The organism is Paenibacillus sp. BSR1-1 (genome assembly GCF_030403775.1).
GTDB lineage: Bacteria > Bacillota > Bacilli > Bacillales > Cytobacillaceae > Neobacillus.
The window spans coordinates 388673-403893 of the sequence record NZ_JAQMWQ010000004.1 but is presented as its reverse complement, the minus strand read 5'-3'; the positions used below and the strand labels follow the sequence as shown (position 1 = coordinate 403893).

Sequence of the window (15221 nt, the reverse complement as noted above, 5' to 3'; positions counted from 1 at the left end):
CCGTTCCCATACCGAACACGGAAGTTAAGCTTCTCAGCGCCGATGGTAGTTGGGGCACGCGCCCCTGTGAGAGTAGGACGTTGCCAGGCTGTTTACTTAAGAAATTATGCCGGTTTAGCTCAATTGGTAGAGCAACTGACTTGTAATCAGTAGGTTGGGGGTTCAAGTCCTCTAGCCGGCACCATTTATGCGGGTGTGGCGGAATTGGCAGACGCACCAGACTTAGGATCTGGCGCCGCAAGGCGTGGGGGTTCGACTCCCTTCACCCGCACCATTATAAATAATAATGCGGAAGTAGTTCAGTGGTAGAACACCACCTTGCCAAGGTGGGGGTCGCGGGTTCGAATCCCGTCTTCCGCTCCAAAAGTGCCGGGGTGGCGGAACTGGCAGACGCACAGGACTTAAAATCCTGCGGTAGGTGACTACCGTACCGGTTCGATTCCGGTCCTCGGCACCACTTAATTCGACGGGAAGTAGCTCAGCTTGGTAGAGCACTTGGTTTGGGACCAAGGGGTCGCAGGTTCGAATCCTGTCTTCCCGACCAGTCGGAATTTTTTAAAATTATGGGGCCTTAGCTCAGCTGGGAGAGCGCCTGCTTTGCACGCAGGAGGTCAGCGGTTCGATCCCGCTAGGCTCCACCATATTTCAATAATATAATTGGCGGTGTAGCTCAGCTGGCTAGAGCGTACGGTTCATACCCGTAAGGTCGGGGGTTCGATCCCCTCCGCCGCTACCAAAATGTCTTTTTTATAACGGAGGAATACCCAAGTCCGGCTGAAGGGATCGGTCTTGAAAACCGACAGGCGGGTTAAACCGCGCGGGGGTTCGAATCCCTCTTCCTCCGCCATATTTTTTATCCTTTTTGGAGGGGTAGCGAAGTGGCTAAACGCGGCGGACTGTAAATCCGCTCCCTCAGGGTTCGGCGGTTCGAATCCGTCCCCCTCCACCAAAGTTTTTTCGCGTTAGCGAAAATAACTTTCAATCACATAGGGGCATAGTTTAAAGGTAGAACTAAGGTCTCCAAAACCTTCAGTGTGGGTTCGATTCCTACTGCCCCTGTTGTTTTTTTAAATAAACTTGCCGATGTGGCGGAATTGGCAGACGCGCACGACTCAAAATCGTGTTCCGTGAGGAGTGTCGGTTCGACCCCGACCATCGGTATCTTGAAATGTTATCAAAAAAAGCTTTACACCTTTTCTGTGTAAAGCTTTTTTTTTGTTTTCTTCACACGACAAAAAGTGTGCAAGGAGTAGTGTGCCATGAGCGAACGAAGAAATCTCTTATCTGAAGACGAGCTGAAAATTGCCGCCAAAACGACGTTTGTAACCACCGATGAAGAAGCCTTCAACACTACCATCGGTATCTTTAGATCAAATCGGTTTATTTTAGAAATGCAAAACTCTCACAAATGTTGTTACAGCAATGTTTGTAAGAGTCTTTTGACCTTTGTGAGATTCCAATTTCACCTTGGAGATAGTAGAATCTTTTCATGCTTATGGAAAGATGTAGAGAATAATATATAAATGTGGCCGAAATGACACAAAATTGTATCTAAAATAGATGAATTCAATGAGGCTGATTTATAGTACCAGGGGAAGCTAAAACATGTTTGAGCTTCCCCCTTCCTTTTGGTCAAAACCTCTGTCAATTTACGGACAATAATTACCGAAAATCCGCAAAAACTACCGTGTTTAGCCTAAACAACCACTGGCATTCCCAGCACAAATTTTTCTACAACCTTGGCTACACCATCATTCATATTCGTGTCGGTGACATAGTCGGCCTTATCCTTAATATCATCAGGAGCATTGCCCATTGCCACGCCAAGCCCTGCAAACTCAATCATTGCTAGGTCATTATAGCTATCACCGATGGCGATTACTTCTTCACGCGAAATTCCAACCTTTCCAATCAAGTGATTAAGGCTTGTTCCTTTTGTGACACCTTCCTCAGTAAACTCCAAAAAGAATGGCTTTGAGCGCATGACACTAAGTTCCCCAGTAAATTGTTTCTGCAGCTTTTTTTCGACCAAAGCAAGCTTTTCAGGATCCTCAAGCATTAACACTTTGACCACCGGTTCGTTAACCGACTCAATAAAGCTATCTACTTCAAAAATTTCAAGGCCAGTAATGGCTGCTTCAACATCGGTATATTGATTCCCCGCTTCAGTAACAATATAGTCCCCAACATACGTGTGAATCCATACATTTTCATTACGGCTTACATCATACAAGTGGTGGACCATTTTTGGTGATAAGGTGCTGTTAAACAGCTCTTCACCTGTTTGGCAGTTAATAATTTTTGCACCATTAAAAGATAAAATAAAACTACCATAATCCTTTAAACGCAATTCTTCAGCAATATGAATCATTGCGGAAGTAGGGCGCCCAGATGCTAACACAACCTTTATTCCAGATACCTGTGCATCCATTAATGCTTGTTTGGTGCGGGAAGAAATTGTGTGGTCGTCCTGTAATAATGTATCATCTAAATCTAGTACAATCATTTTATATGACATTCTGGAGGTTTCCTTTCTATAGTTTATTTCTATCATATCTTACTATAACTCTAGGGGAAAAACATGTAACAAATGAAGGTAGATAAAAAAACAGGCGAATGCAAGCTATATTGCTCGTCGAATTAAAATGAAAACTGACATTGTATAGACAATAAAAAACTGTAATATTACCAGATTTAGCGGAATTGGCAGACGTGCATGACTCAAAATCGTGTTCCGTGAGGAGTGTCAGTTCAACCCCGACCATCGGTATCTTGAAATGCTATCAAATTAAGCTTTGCACTTAATTGTGTAAAGCTTTTTTTTGTTTTTTTCGCACTACAAAATAATCTCTAATAATGTCCACGGAGTAGTGTGCGATTACTTTACAAGTATAAACACATTAAAAAAAATCCAATAGCGGGCGCTGCCATAAATGAGGTGCTTTTTTGTGGTTATATCCTTATCTAAGAGTTTAAAAAGTGACCAAAAAGTTAGATTTATTATATTAGCAATACCTATTTTGATATCAGAGATTAATTCTACCAACCATAAAGATATATCATAATAGTATTCTGATTTTTCAGAAAATAGGTTGCTATTTTAGAGAAAATGTTGTAAACTTTGTTGTATAAGAGATTGTATACAATCATGTATTAATAGGAAAATACATGAAGGTTTTTCTTTTTTACACATATTGTATACATTGCTGATTCCAGCATCGAGGCTGGAAAAAAGGGAAGGGAAAAACAAATGAATTCGAAAGAACTTGAAATTTACAAGAACATTAAACAAGCAATCGTTCATCAAAAACTTCGGCCCAATATGCAGCTAGTCGAAAAAGAGATCGCTGAAGCTTTTGGTGTGAGCCGTACTCCAGTCCGTAATGTCCTTCGAAAGTTGTCATATGAACGGTTGGTAAAAATTATTGAGAATAAAGGGGCGTTTGTGACCTGGTTCTCGGTAAATGAAGCAAAGGAAGTATTTGAGATGAGACAAATACTTGAATCCAATGCAGTTCGATATGCCTGTCGTCTAGCGACAGAAGAGCAACTGCGTGAATTTGGGAAACTCGTTGAAGTCGAACTTAATACTTATCAAGATGCTGATTACATTGAAGCGATTCAAATGTCTGGAAAATTTCATTTGAAGATAGCAGAACTTGCCAGAAACTCATATTTTCATCTGTATCTTGAAGACTTAATTTCCCAAACTTCTGTTATTATCTCCATTTATGGAGAAAGCCATGGAAAAAAAAGCACCTGTCTCCATCATCATCATATCTACAACGCCATTCAGCAACGGGATGAAGACCTTGCAGTAAAATTGGTAATAGAACATCTCAAAGAAATTGAAGATACCCTCCATTTTGATGAAAACTTACAGATTCCCGCATCTTTGTCGGACTTATTTCAAAATAAGTTATAAATTGACCACACAAAAAAATACAGAGATGAAAAAAGACCTCTTTGAAAGTATCTCCATATATGGAGACAGCCGTGGAAAAAAAGCATCTGTCTCCATCATCATCATATCTACAACGCCATTCAGCAACGGGATGAAGACCTTGCAGTAAAATTGGTAATAGAACATCTGAAAGAAATTGAAGATACCCTCCATTTTGATAAAAAATAAAGATTCCCGCATCTTTGTCGGACTTATTTTAAAAATAAGTTATAAATTGATCACACATATAAAACCCAATAAATTACGTTTTATTTTTTTGTTTCCATAATTTTGGAAGTCTGTCATTAACCCTAAAAAAAATACAAAAATGAAAAGAGACGCTTTTTGAAAGTATGGGGTTGCAAATCTCATTTTGCTTTACTAGATTTTCTTCGTGGGTAAATTTCATAGTATTCAAAATTAATTTGTTATGCCTTCTTTATTTCTCAAAAGGTTTCTTGGATTACTAAAGAGAGGAGTTCCGCAATGGGGTATGACTTAATAATTCGAAACGGTACAATCGTTTTCAGGGAAAACGTGAAAAAGGCAGATATAGCCATTAAAAATGGGAAAATAGTTGCCATTGCCGAGTGCTTAATAGGTACTGCTGATCAGATTATTGATGCAACAGGTCAATATGTAATGCCGGGGATGATTGATGCACATGTGCATATTTGTGAACCGGGGCGCACGGAGTGGGAGGGATTTGAAAGCGGTTCAAAAGCGTTGGCTGCTGGAGGTACCACATCCTACATCGATATGCCTTTGAATGCATTACCGGCAACAACTACAAAGGAAGCATTGGAATTAAAAATTGCGGCAGCTAAAGGGAAGAACTACATAGATTATGCTTTGTATGGGGGATTGGTTCCGGGAAATCTACAAAACTTGCAAGAGCTTTCTGATGCTGGCGTTGTAGCTTACAAGTGTTTCATGGCCACATGTGGAAGCGACTTACCAGGTGATTTTAAAAATATTGATGATTATACGCTTTATGAGGGGATGAAAAGGTTAGCAGAGCTTGAGCATGTTTTAGCCATCCACGCAGAGAATGCAGAGATTACGGACCGTTTAGCCCTAGAAATGATTAAGCAAGGAAAAACATCAGCCTCCGATTATGTCGCATCCCGCCCTATTTTTACCGAAGTAGATGCAGTAAAGCGGGCGTTATTATTAGGGAAAGAAACGGGTTGTAAATTACATTTTGTGCATATTAGCAGTGCAGATGCAGTAGGAGAAATTATCACAGCACGTAATCAAGGACAGGATGTGACACTGGAATCATGTCCGCACTATTTTACAATTACGGCCCGTCAGTTTCAGGCTATTGGCCCCCTCGCCAAATGCTCACCTCCTTTACGAAGTAAGGTGGAACAGGATAAATTGTGGGAAGCATTTAAACAAGCCAAAATTGATATGTTAACCTCAGATCATTCTCCTTGTCCACCCGAAATGAAGTTTAGTGCAACAAACAATATGTTTGAAGTTTGGGGAGGAATTTCGGGATGCCAGAACAATGTAGATTTGATGTTTGATGAAGCGGTTCAAAAGCGTAATGTGCCGGTAACCCAATTTGTCCGGATGATTGCAACTAATCCTGCCGAAAGATTCAACCTTAGAGCGAAAGGTGAAATCGCCATCTATAAAGACGCAGATATTATCTTGGTTGATCCTAATCAATCATATGTAGTAAAAACAGAAAACTACTACTATCGACACAAGCATAGTCCGTATACCAACAGAACGATTAATTGCCGGGTGACCAAGACATTCGTTAGGGGACATTTAGTCCACGACGTAGATGAAGGGATAGTAGGAAAACCTATTGGACAATTAATTCTTTCCCAAAAATCTTCAAATTATATTGTTCCATCGTAGAAAATATCGATGAATCATGGTAAAGGGAGAACGGTAAATTTTACATTAGATAGAAAACTATCGATTATTTAGAGTCTATTAAATTCTATAGAGGAAAGATTAGGGGAAAGGGAGGTAGGTATATCGATGCGTATTGGAATTAATGTTAGAGAAATGCCTGAGGAAATAGTGAGAGAACCGTCAGGCACTCTTTGCCATGCCAATTGAAGGGGGGACCGTACCAGCCAAGCTGTAAGACCGAAACTAGACAAATCGGTAAACTATCAATTATCGATACAATCAAAAAAATGAGGAGTGTGAAAAGATGGTTAAAAGATTTTCATTTTTGTTTATTGTGTTTATTCTGATTGTCAGTGTTATGGCCGGTTGCTCAAGTCAAGCAGGAAATGGTACAACAACAGGAAAAAATAGTACAAAGGATACTCTAACTATAGGAATTCCAGATGCGCCAGTTTATATGGATCCTCAGATTCAAGCTACCCTTGCTTCATACCGTGTAACAACACAGATTTTTGACAGGCTTGTAGCTCTTGATGATGATATGAAAATTGTTCCAGCACTTGCGGATTCTTGGGAAGTAGAAAATGAAACAACTACCGTCTTCCATCTTCACAAGGGTGTCAAGTTCCACAATGGGGAAGAAATGAAAGCTGAAGATGTTAAATTTAGTCTTGAAAGAGCTATTGCAAGTGCGGGCGTAAATTACAATTACCTCATTATCAAGGACATCATTATTGTTGATGATTACACAATTAAGATTGTAACAAAACAACCTTTTAATGCTCTATTGTACAGGCTTTCGCTTGATGCAGCTGCAATAATAAGCAAAAAGGCAGCTACGAGTGATAAAGATTTTAATAAGCATCCCATTGGTGCCGGTCCATATAAGTTTGTCTCTTGGGATCTAGGTGGCGATGTGGTTTTAGAGGCATTTCCTGATTATTACAAGGGTGAACCCAAAATTAAGAAATTGATTTTCAAGCATATTCCTGAAGCAATCAACAGATCTATCGGTCTTGAAACTGGTGAAATTGACTTAGCTTATGATTTGGCAATTACTGATTTGGATAAAGTCAAGAAAAACAAAAATCTTAAACTGGAGGAAGTTACCAGTACAACGGTAAATTATCTAGGATTCAATACCAAAAAGCCTAACCTTGATGATGTTCGTGTCAGAAAAGCAATCGCCTATGCACTTAACACTAAGGACATTATTGATATCGTTTTTAATGGCACCGCAACTCCGGCTCATAATACCATGCTTCCACCAAGCCTTTCTGGTTCTGTGCCCGATACCATTAAGTATGATTACAATTTAGACAAGGCGAAAAGCTTGCTCGCTGAAGCTGGGCACCCAAATGGTTTTAAGACAACGCTTTGGGTTCCTGATACGCAGGTTCTAAAAAGTGCTGCGGAAGTAGTTCAGGGGCAGCTTAGTAAGATTGGGATTGATGTTGAAATCAAGCTGATGCAGTCAGGAACATTCTATTCTTCTACAGGAAAGGGTGAACATGACCTGTTCTTTATGACCAAAACATCTATCGATCCTGATAGTATGCTGAGAGCTATTTATCATTCTGAAGCCTTTGGACTTTCAGGCAATCGTTCGTTCTGGGCAACGAAAGAAGTCGATGCAATGTTAGATAAAGCAAGTCAAACAACAGATCCCGACGAAGCTAAGAAGCTTTATGCAGAGGTACAGAAAATTGTAGCTGACCAAGTTCCGGTTATCCCAATCGCCATTGAGCATTTAAATGCAGGGATGCAGTCAAAAGTTAACGGCTTCGGTTTATACCCTGGAAAAACGCATTACATTTATGGGACGCATTTTGGTAAATAAGATTTGTTCTAAGTTCCATGCCTATATCCTATGGGCATGGAACTTAAAAAACTATTAATCTCGAAAAAGCTGATTTTTCCACGTACGTCAATTAGATTTTTAGGGGGTGCCAGATGCATAAATTTATTCTACGCAGGCTTGCCATGCTGATTCCAGTATTATTGGGGGTAAGTTTCATTGTATTTTCCATTATGGATCTTACTCCTGGTGATCCTGTTGAGATGTATTTAGGTGATAACTATACACCTGAGGCGCATGCTGAGATGACGAAGGAGCTCGGTCTCGATAAACCATTTATTGTCCGTTATTTAAGTTATATCGGAAATGCGGTTCAAGGTGATTTTGGTATTTCTTATTCAACAAAACAACCGGTACTTGATGAAATTCTGGCAAGATTCCCTAATACTCTCGTTCTTGCCATCGCTGCATTAATCTTTGCCATTGTGGTAGGTATAATATTGGGAACTATTTCAGCAGCTAAGCAAAATTCCATATTTGATTCAATGTCAACATTTACAGCTTTAATAGGAGTTTCAATGCCAAACTTTTGGTTTGGGTTAATGTTAATCATAATATTTGCCGCAGGTTTAGGGTGGTTTCCATCTTCAGAATTCAGTGGGGTAAAGTCCTTGGTTCTACCGGCAATTGCTTTAGGTACAAACTCGCTTGCCATAATTACACGAATGACACGTTCTTCCCTTTTGGAAACAATCAGGCAGGACTATGTCAGAACAGCACGTGCCAAAGGACTCAAGGAGTATAAAGTAATTATTAAACATGCACTTCGAAATGCGATGATACCGATCATTACCATATCGGGGTTGCAGTTTGGTTTCCTTATTAGCGGCGCTGTGGTTATAGAGACTGTTTTTTCATGGCCTGGAATCGGCCGACTTCTAGTTGAGGCAATACAATTAAAAGATACGCCTATTGTATTATCGCTTGTCCTTATTAAAGCAGGAATGTTTACGGTTATTAATCTAGGCACTGATATCATGTACGCATTTTTTGATCCGCGTATTAGAGCACAGTACAAGGCGAAGAGGGTGTAGGGAATGAATACAACCATAATACCGAGTAAGAACCAAAGATCTGAAATAATACCGGAAAAGAAAAAAAAGTCCCAGCTGGTTTCAATCTGGAAACGCTTAAGAAAGAATAAACTGGCAGTTGCCGGCTTAGTTATATTAACTTTTATCATTCTTTCGGCTGCTTTTGCTAATGCTTTATTTGATTATAACACAGTAGTAATTCAACAAAATGCCGCAGATAGGCTGCAGCCGCCATCAGCAAAACATTGGCTTGGGACTGATGAATTAGGGAGAGATATTCTAGCAAGAATCGTTCATGGAGCGAGAGTTTCAATCCCAATCGCGTTTACAACCATACTAATTGCAACGATTGTAGGTGGTTTAATTGGGGCCATTTCCGGTTATGGGAGTAAAAGGGTCGACAATATTATTATGCGGATTATGGACATTTTTCTAGCCATCCCCGGTATCTTATTATCTATTGCCATTGTAGCTGCGCTTGGGCCAAGTTTAAGGAATTTGTTAATTGCTATAAGTATAGCAAATATACCTCCATTTGCTAGAATCGTAAGGGCCTCTGTTTTGTCCATTCGGAACGAAGAGTTTATTGAAGCGGCTAGAGCGATTGGTGCAAATGATTTACGAATTATTTTTAAACACATCATTCCCAATTCTATGGCCCCAGTAATCGTTCAAGCAACTTTGTGTATTGCTGGTTCGATATTAGAAATTGCCGCCTTAAGCTTCATCGGTCTCGGCATTCAGCCTCCTGCTCCCGAATGGGGCGCTATGCTCAGCGGCGGTCGACAGTATATAAGATATGCATGGTGGATTTGCGCTTTCCCCGGCATAGCGATTATGTTAACCATTCTTTCTCTCAATCTACTTGGGGATGGATTGCGTGATGCATTGGACCCTAAATTGAAAAATTAGGAGGTAACTATGAATCGTAGCAAACTACTTGAAATTAAGGATCTCACTGTTGAGTATAGAACTGATGATGAGATTGTTTATGCCGTTAACTCCCTAAATTTAAGTTTACATTCTGGAGAAAGCCTTGGTCTTGTGGGGGAGACAGGTGCAGGTAAATCAACAACAGCACTCAGCATTTTGCAGCTTGTTGCTGACCCCCCGGGCAAGATAACGAGCGGTGAAATTCTTTTTGAGGGTGATGACCTTCTAAAAGCAAAAAGGGATTTTCTGCGTCATATCCGTGGAAACAAAATTTCCATGATTTTTCAAGATCCTATGACCAGCCTTAATCCTGTTTATTCCGTTGGCGACCAAATTGCAGAAGTAATTTATCTCCATGAGAAATGCAGTAAAGCAGAAGCCCAGCAAAAGGCTGCTGATATGTTGGAAATGGTCGGTATTCCTAAGGATCGATATGATGAATTTCCACATCAATTTTCAGGAGGAATGAAGCAGCGGGTTGTCATCGCCATGAGTATCGCATGTTCGCCAAAACTTATCTTGGCGGATGAGCCAACGACAGCGCTTGATGTAACGATTCAAGCACAGGTGCTGGAATTGATGAATGATTTGAAAGTTAAGTTGAACACTTCGCTTCTTCTCATAACGCATGACCTCGGTGTTGTTGCTCAGGTATGTGACAGAGTCGCCATTATGTATGCTGGTGAGATTGTGGAAACCGGAACGGTTGAAGAAGTGTTTGAACATCCAAAACATCCGTATACAATAGGCCTTTTTAGATCAATTCCTACGCTGGATGAAAAGGTTGATAGATTAAAGCCGATAACAGGGCAGATGCCGGATCCTACAAACTTGCCATCGGGTTGTAAATTCCATCCGCGTTGCCCGCATATGAATGAAGTCTGTACGAAAATGAAACCGGCAATGACGAATGTTGCAGGAACTCATATAGTGAAATGTCTTATCCACGAGGGCAAGCTTGATCCTACTGAGATAATGGAGGAAGTCAATTATGTCAGATAATATTCTGGAGGTTAAGAACCTTATAAAGCATTTTAAATCGAAAAACGGAACACTTCATGCAGTCGATGATGTTTCTTTCAGTATTAAGCGCGGTCAAACATTGGGGCTTGTAGGCGAATCAGGCTGCGGGAAGTCAACAATAGGACGCTTAATATTAGGGCTTCATCAAGCGACAAGCGGGGAAATACTCTTCAATGGGCAAGACATCTGTAAAATGAATAAGAAGCAGATTCATGACTTGCGAAAAGATCTGCAAATTATTTTTCAGGACCCGTTTGCCTCACTAAATCCGAGGATGTCCATTGGTGAAATTATTGGAGAACCGCTCTTAATCTATAAAAAAGTAAAGCGAGCGGAACTTGATTCCGAAGTCAGACGTTTAATGGATGTTGTTGGGTTAAGTAAAAGATTTATCAATTCCTATCCCCACGAACTTGATGGGGGACGGCGGCAGCGTGTTGGAATTGCAAGGGCACTTTCCTTGAATCCACAGTTTATTGTTTGCGATGAACCAGTATCTTCTTTGGATGTTTCGATTCAGGCCCAGGTTCTGAATTTGCTTAAGGATCTTCAGGCTGAATATGGGTTGACTTATCTATTTATCACCCACGATTTATCAGTCGTAAAATATTTTTCAGACAAGATAGCGGTTATGTATCTTGGGCAGCTTGTTGAAATTGCAGAATCAGATGAATTGTTTAAAAAGACTGTGCATCCCTATACACAAGCATTGCTTTCTGCAATACCCGCCCCAAACATACGCCAAAAGATGCAGCGAGTTAAACTTATTGGAGAACTGACAAGTCCAATTGATCCTGAACCTGGCTGCAGGTTTGCAAAACGATGTTTGTACAGTCAGGCACAATGTGTAGGTCAAGATTTAGAATTCAAGGATTTTGGAAATAGCCACTTTTGCTCATGCTGCAGAGCCGATGAGTTACTAAATACCACGATAAGTCAGTAAGTACCAAGTGTATGAAAATCATCCAATCGTTACACGGCCAGAACTGAGACATAATTGAGCAGGTGACGCCACAGTAGTCCAGATAATGGGACAGCATGATTGTCAAATTTCCACGCAAAATATTCAGAATCTACTAAATATTATATAAAAAAGGAAATCGGGAAAGGATGTTTTAGCTATGCGTATTGGAATTGATGGTAGAAAAATACCTGAGTCAAAGGTGAGAGGACCTTTAAGCACTCTCGATCATGCCAAAAGTCTTGGAATGGAAGGGGTGTTTTTCCGAACCATCCTAGATGTAAGTCCAAAACTCGACAAATCGGTGATCCGTGAAGTCCGTCAGCGTGCCGACGAGCTCGGACTCTATCTTGAAGCAGGTCTTGGTAAGGTAAATCCCTTTGCACTTCCCGAAACACCTGAGATACGAGATATTGGTGATGGGGATACTTTACTCGGATTTCGTAGAATGATGGAGGCTTGCGCAGAATTCGATATTAGAGAGCTTTGGATTTCCACTGCTGGGATAAAACAACAATATAGAGGTAGATTCACTACAGACCGCTTCAGAACTGATGTGTCCTGGGAAGAGCAACTAGAGGCCACACGGCGCTTTATGTTGAAGCTTAAGCCTATTGCTTTGGACCTGGGGATCCACTTGAATCTTGAGACACACGAGGAGATTACAACATTTGAAATTCTCCGACTTATTGAGGCTGTCGGTCAGGATGTTGTAGGGATAGTCTTTGATACAGGTAATATCCATATTCGGGGTGAGCATCCGGTCTATGCCGCTAGGCGCATTGCTCCGTACGTACGCCAGACACACCTAAAGGACGCTTATGTTGAACTTATAGAAGATGGTGCATATTACCAGTCACGTATGATCGGATCAGGTCTTGTCGATTTTACTGCGGTGCTTACTGAACTTAACAAGTATCGCCCTGACCTTAACTTAACAATTGAATGTGATCCTCCACGATTGGGTGCGGTAAAAGGTGAGCCGCACTTTCTAGAACTTTATAACCCAGAATGGATCGCGGGACATCCCGACCTTTCACGAGAAGAATTTGCCGCATATTTTGAACTCGTTCGTGATTACACTGAACGTATCCGTAATGGAAATGTTAAGTCCTGGCAGCAGCATAACTCAGATACCTTTGAGTACGCTGAATCCATCCAGTGTATCGAGTATTCAAAACAACATATTGAAAATATCTGTCTAGAGCTAGGTATCACAAGGGGGGATAGGGCCCATGCTTGATAATTTACCTGAGAGAGTTGGAATATTTGCGAAGGATCTCTGCGGTTCATCATTTGATGTTAGGGATTCGGTTCAAAAGGCACTCGATCATAAGCTGAAAGGTTCCTTCATTGGGAATGCCCTCAAAGCCAGTCCGACATTGGACCGGTGGGAATTGGAGGACATCCGGCAAGTTGCACAGGAATCAGGAATCACGCTTGGCCTCCAGCTTGGGATGCTTAATCCCTATCGGCCTGACAGATCCTCTGATGCTTTGAAAGTCGGAAACGGGGATCTTGCCAAAGGTTTGCTTATGTTGGCGGAGGCAGCTCTCCAGCTCGGACAACCGAATGTGATGCTGGTTGTTGGCATGGAAGAAGATCGCTTTAATCAATCGATGGCTTGGTCCGATCAGTTGGCAGAGGTCTCCTCTTTCTTGAAAGGACTTGAACCCGACCTCCGTTCGCTAGGCTCCCGGGTGCTTATTAAGACTCACGAGGAAATCACTTCCTGGGAGGTTCGTCGACTGCTCGAAGAACTCGATTCCAATCTATTCGGCGTTGCGCTCGATCCCGTGAATCTGATCGTACGAATGGAGGATCCGATGGCAGCAGCGGAACGTCTTGCAGGTCGAATTTGGCAAGTCCACGTTGACGATGCACATCTCGTGTGGAACAACCGCGGCTACTCCCGTTTACTTTGCCCAATCGGTAAAGGGTGCATTGACTGGCCGGCCCTGATTACTCATATCAGTGCAAGTGACCCAAATGCCTGGTATTGGGGGGAAATCCATCGCGCAGAACTTGAAACACCATTTCTCAACGAGGGGTGGTTCGATGCACATCCTGATAACGATATTGCTGAGGTGGCGACGTGGATTTCGAAAGGAAAGCCTCTATCCGAATCGCCGCTGTCCCTAGTGGGAGATATTGATGAAAGAATAGGCACTGTTACCAGGTACCTTACCCGTTTTGCTGCTGAGCTAAATCAAACCACCTCTTGAAGATGGTTGTGACTTAATCATTTATGAAAGGAGAAATAACTTTGAATGAAGCCAAAAAAGAAATACTACAATGGGTAGAAAACAATCAGAAGCAAATTATTCAATTTCTACAAGAGCTTGTTGCAATCCCGTCCGATAACCCACCTGGAGATTGTTATGCTATAGCTGATCATCTTCATAAGAGGTTAAAGGATTTCCAATTCGATGATGTCCAATTCTTAAACGTAGATTCGGAAGAAGTAAAAACTAGCGGGATGATCCGTGTAGCTAATGTAATTTCAAACACCTCCTTCGGACAAGGAAAAGGCCCTGAAATTGCCTTGAATGCTCATGGGGATGTAGTTGCCCCTGGAATGGGATGGACATATAACCCATATGGAGGAGAAATTGTAGATGGGAAACTGTATGGTAGAGGAGCAGCTGTGTCTAAGTCTGATATCGCCACCTATACTTATGCCCTATTGGCACTTCGTACCGTAGCAGAAGAATTGAATGGAAAGGTATCTTTGGCTTTTACGTTCGATGAAGAGACAGGCGGAGAAATTGGTCCAAAGTGGTTACTGGATAGGGGTTATATTAAACCAGATATGGCTATTGCAGCAGGGTTCACCCACTCCATTGTCAACGCCCATAATGGATGTCTGCACTTGGAAATTCGAGTAAAGGGGAAATCAGCTCATGCTGCGGCTCCACATACGGGTTCTGATGCAATACAGGCAATGAGCGCAATACTCCACTCCTTGTATGTATATCGCGAGACACTTAGCAAAGTCAAATCATCCGTTTCGGGAATTGAATCTCCAACGTTAGTAGTAGGGTTAATCTCCGGGGGAATTAATACTAATGTGGTTCCTGACCGGTGTATTATTCGTTTGGATCGGCGTCTTATTCCGGAAGAGAACGGAGATCAAGCGGAAAAGGAAATCCAGCAGGTGGTTGAGCAGTCTATTCGTGATTACGAAGGCATTGAAGTAGAAGTAGAGCGAATTCTTTTAGCAAATAGCTTTGGTCCGGTTCCGGAGGATGAACCATTGATTCATACATTAGGGGCTAATTGGAAAGAAATCATGGATGGAGAACTTGAAATCCATGGGGTTCCTCTTTATGCCGATGCCAGGCATTTTTATGAAGCAGGTATACCCGTTGTTATGTTTGGAGCAGGGCCTAAAACCTTACTGGAAGCCAACGGTCACAGAGCCGATGAGCACGTCCGTATTGAGGACTTGGTGAAGGCAACTAAAATTGTAGCGTTAACTCTTTACGATTTATTAAAAAAATAAGTAACATACTTATAAAAACTTTCCCAGCTTGTATGTCAATACAGGCTGGATTAATTTCTAGGGGCGCTATAGAATCTATTAAACAT

13 protein-coding genes, 11 tRNA genes and 1 rRNA gene are annotated in these 15221 nt (G+C 41.5%); 24 read left to right on the top strand and 1 reads right to left on the bottom strand.

Going from position 1 to position 15221, the window contains the following annotated elements; translation table 11 throughout:
- The 13 genes from rrf to PH210_RS09880 all read left to right on the top strand — a co-directional run.
- Positions 1 to 89, top strand: a 5S ribosomal RNA gene (gene rrf, locus PH210_RS09940); the annotation flags it as partial.
- Positions 90 to 108: 19 nt separating this feature from the next.
- Positions 109 to 184: transfer RNA gene (locus PH210_RS09935), tRNA-Thr, on the top strand.
- Between the two features lie 5 nt (positions 185 to 189).
- Positions 190 to 274 (top strand) — tRNA-Leu (locus tag PH210_RS09930).
- A 14-nt stretch (positions 275 to 288) separates the two neighbouring features.
- A tRNA-Gly gene (locus tag PH210_RS09925) sits at positions 289 to 363 on the top strand.
- Positions 364 to 368: 5 nt separating this feature from the next.
- A tRNA-Leu gene (locus PH210_RS09920) sits at positions 369 to 457 on the top strand.
- Between the two features lie 10 nt (positions 458 to 467).
- Positions 468 to 544 (top strand) — tRNA-Pro (locus tag PH210_RS09915).
- Positions 545 to 565: 21 nt separating this feature from the next.
- Positions 566 to 641: transfer RNA gene (locus PH210_RS09910), tRNA-Ala, on the top strand.
- A gap of 18 nt (positions 642 to 659) precedes the next feature.
- Positions 660 to 736 (top strand) — tRNA-Met (locus PH210_RS09905).
- A gap of 18 nt (positions 737 to 754) precedes the next feature.
- Positions 755 to 847: transfer RNA gene (locus PH210_RS09900), tRNA-Ser, on the top strand.
- Positions 848 to 864: 17 nt separating this feature from the next.
- Positions 865 to 949 (top strand) — tRNA-Tyr (locus tag PH210_RS09895).
- A gap of 39 nt (positions 950 to 988) precedes the next feature.
- Positions 989 to 1059, top strand: a tRNA-Trp gene (locus PH210_RS09890).
- A 20-nt stretch (positions 1060 to 1079) separates the two neighbouring features.
- Positions 1080 to 1161 (top strand) — tRNA-Leu (locus PH210_RS09885).
- 98 nt (positions 1162 to 1259) lie between these two features.
- Positions 1260 to 1523 carry a hypothetical protein gene (locus tag PH210_RS09880; RefSeq protein WP_289984989.1) on the top strand — a complete coding sequence of 88 codons (264 nt, stop codon included), beginning with the start codon at positions 1260 to 1262 and terminating at the stop codon, positions 1521 to 1523.
- A gap of 173 nt (positions 1524 to 1696) precedes the next feature.
- Here PH210_RS09880 and PH210_RS09875 read toward each other — a convergent pair whose 3' ends face one another.
- Positions 1697 to 2518: a Cof-type HAD-IIB family hydrolase gene (locus tag PH210_RS09875; RefSeq protein WP_289984986.1), complete on the bottom strand. Its 822-nt coding sequence runs from the start codon at positions 2516 to 2518 to the stop codon at positions 1697 to 1699.
- 732 nt (positions 2519 to 3250) lie between these two features.
- Here PH210_RS09875 and PH210_RS09870 point away from each other — a divergent pair.
- The 11 genes from PH210_RS09870 to PH210_RS09825 all read left to right on the top strand — a co-directional run bounded on the left by PH210_RS09870 (position 3251) and on the right by PH210_RS09825 (position 15135).
- Positions 3251 to 3925 (top strand): GntR family transcriptional regulator, encoded by a 675-nt coding sequence (locus tag PH210_RS09870; RefSeq protein ID WP_289984985.1) that lies wholly within the window; start codon positions 3251 to 3253, stop codon positions 3923 to 3925.
- Between the two features lie 57 nt (positions 3926 to 3982).
- On the top strand, positions 3983 to 4132 hold the full coding sequence (locus tag PH210_RS29760; RefSeq protein ID WP_354669974.1) for an FCD domain-containing protein: 150 nt from the start codon (positions 3983 to 3985) through the stop codon (positions 4130 to 4132).
- Between the two features lie 297 nt (positions 4133 to 4429).
- Positions 4430 to 5821, top strand: coding sequence for an allantoinase AllB (gene allB / locus PH210_RS09865; protein WP_289984984.1), 1392 nt, complete (start codon positions 4430 to 4432; stop codon positions 5819 to 5821).
- Positions 5822 to 6125: 304 nt separating this feature from the next.
- A complete protein-coding gene (locus PH210_RS09860) occupies positions 6126 to 7661 on the top strand; it encodes an ABC transporter substrate-binding protein (protein ID WP_289984982.1) in 1536 nt (511 codons plus the stop codon).
- A 113-nt stretch (positions 7662 to 7774) separates the two neighbouring features.
- Positions 7775 to 8713, top strand: a complete 939-nt coding sequence (nikB, locus tag PH210_RS09855; RefSeq protein ID WP_289984980.1) for a nickel ABC transporter permease — start codon at positions 7775 to 7777, stop codon at positions 8711 to 8713.
- Positions 8714 to 8716: 3 nt separating this feature from the next.
- Positions 8717 to 9625 carry an ABC transporter permease gene (locus tag PH210_RS09850; RefSeq protein WP_289984978.1) on the top strand — a complete coding sequence of 303 codons (909 nt, stop codon included), beginning with the start codon at positions 8717 to 8719 and terminating at the stop codon, positions 9623 to 9625.
- A 9-nt stretch (positions 9626 to 9634) separates the two neighbouring features.
- Positions 9635 to 10648, top strand: coding sequence for an ABC transporter ATP-binding protein (locus PH210_RS09845; protein ID WP_289984977.1), 1014 nt, complete (start codon positions 9635 to 9637; stop codon positions 10646 to 10648).
- Entirely contained in the window at positions 10638 to 11612 is a 975-nt protein-coding gene (locus PH210_RS09840; protein ID WP_289984976.1) for an ABC transporter ATP-binding protein, read from the top strand. Before PH210_RS09845 ends, PH210_RS09840 begins: the two co-directional genes overlap by 11 nt.
- A gap of 178 nt (positions 11613 to 11790) precedes the next feature.
- Positions 11791 to 12873, top strand: a complete 1083-nt coding sequence (locus PH210_RS09835) for a sugar phosphate isomerase/epimerase family protein (RefSeq protein WP_289984974.1) — start codon at positions 11791 to 11793, stop codon at positions 12871 to 12873.
- Positions 12866 to 13855, top strand: a complete 990-nt coding sequence (locus PH210_RS09830; RefSeq protein WP_289984972.1) for a sugar phosphate isomerase/epimerase family protein — start codon at positions 12866 to 12868, stop codon at positions 13853 to 13855. The genes PH210_RS09835 and PH210_RS09830 overlap by 8 nt, the downstream gene beginning before the upstream one ends.
- Before the next feature lie 41 nt (positions 13856 to 13896).
- On the top strand, positions 13897 to 15135 hold the full coding sequence (locus tag PH210_RS09825; protein WP_289984970.1) for an ArgE/DapE family deacylase: 1239 nt from the start codon (positions 13897 to 13899) through the stop codon (positions 15133 to 15135).
- Positions 15136 to 15221 lie beyond the last annotated feature (86 nt).

Bases quoted from the DNA above. Each gene is read 5' to 3' on its own strand.
- PH210_RS09880 (WP_289984989.1), top strand. From the start codon at position 1,260: ATGAGCGAACGAAGAAATCTCTTATCTGAAGACGAGCTGAAAATTGCC.
- PH210_RS09875 (WP_289984986.1), bottom strand. From the start codon at position 2,518: ATGTCATATAAAATGATTGTACTAGATTTAGATGATACATTATTACAG.
- PH210_RS09870 (WP_289984985.1), top strand. From the start codon at position 3,251: ATGAATTCGAAAGAACTTGAAATTTACAAGAACATTAAACAAGCAATC.
- allB (WP_289984984.1), top strand. From the start codon at position 4,430: ATGGGGTATGACTTAATAATTCGAAACGGTACAATCGTTTTCAGGGAA.
- PH210_RS09860 (WP_289984982.1), top strand. From the start codon at position 6,126: ATGGTTAAAAGATTTTCATTTTTGTTTATTGTGTTTATTCTGATTGTC.
- nikB (WP_289984980.1), top strand. From the start codon at position 7,775: ATGCATAAATTTATTCTACGCAGGCTTGCCATGCTGATTCCAGTATTA.
- PH210_RS09850 (WP_289984978.1), top strand. From the start codon at position 8,717: ATGAATACAACCATAATACCGAGTAAGAACCAAAGATCTGAAATAATA.
- PH210_RS09845 (WP_289984977.1), top strand. From the start codon at position 9,635: ATGAATCGTAGCAAACTACTTGAAATTAAGGATCTCACTGTTGAGTAT.
- PH210_RS09840 (WP_289984976.1), top strand. From the start codon at position 10,638: ATGTCAGATAATATTCTGGAGGTTAAGAACCTTATAAAGCATTTTAAA.
- PH210_RS09835 (WP_289984974.1), top strand. From the start codon at position 11,791: ATGCGTATTGGAATTGATGGTAGAAAAATACCTGAGTCAAAGGTGAGA.
- PH210_RS09830 (WP_289984972.1), top strand. From the start codon at position 12,866: ATGCTTGATAATTTACCTGAGAGAGTTGGAATATTTGCGAAGGATCTC.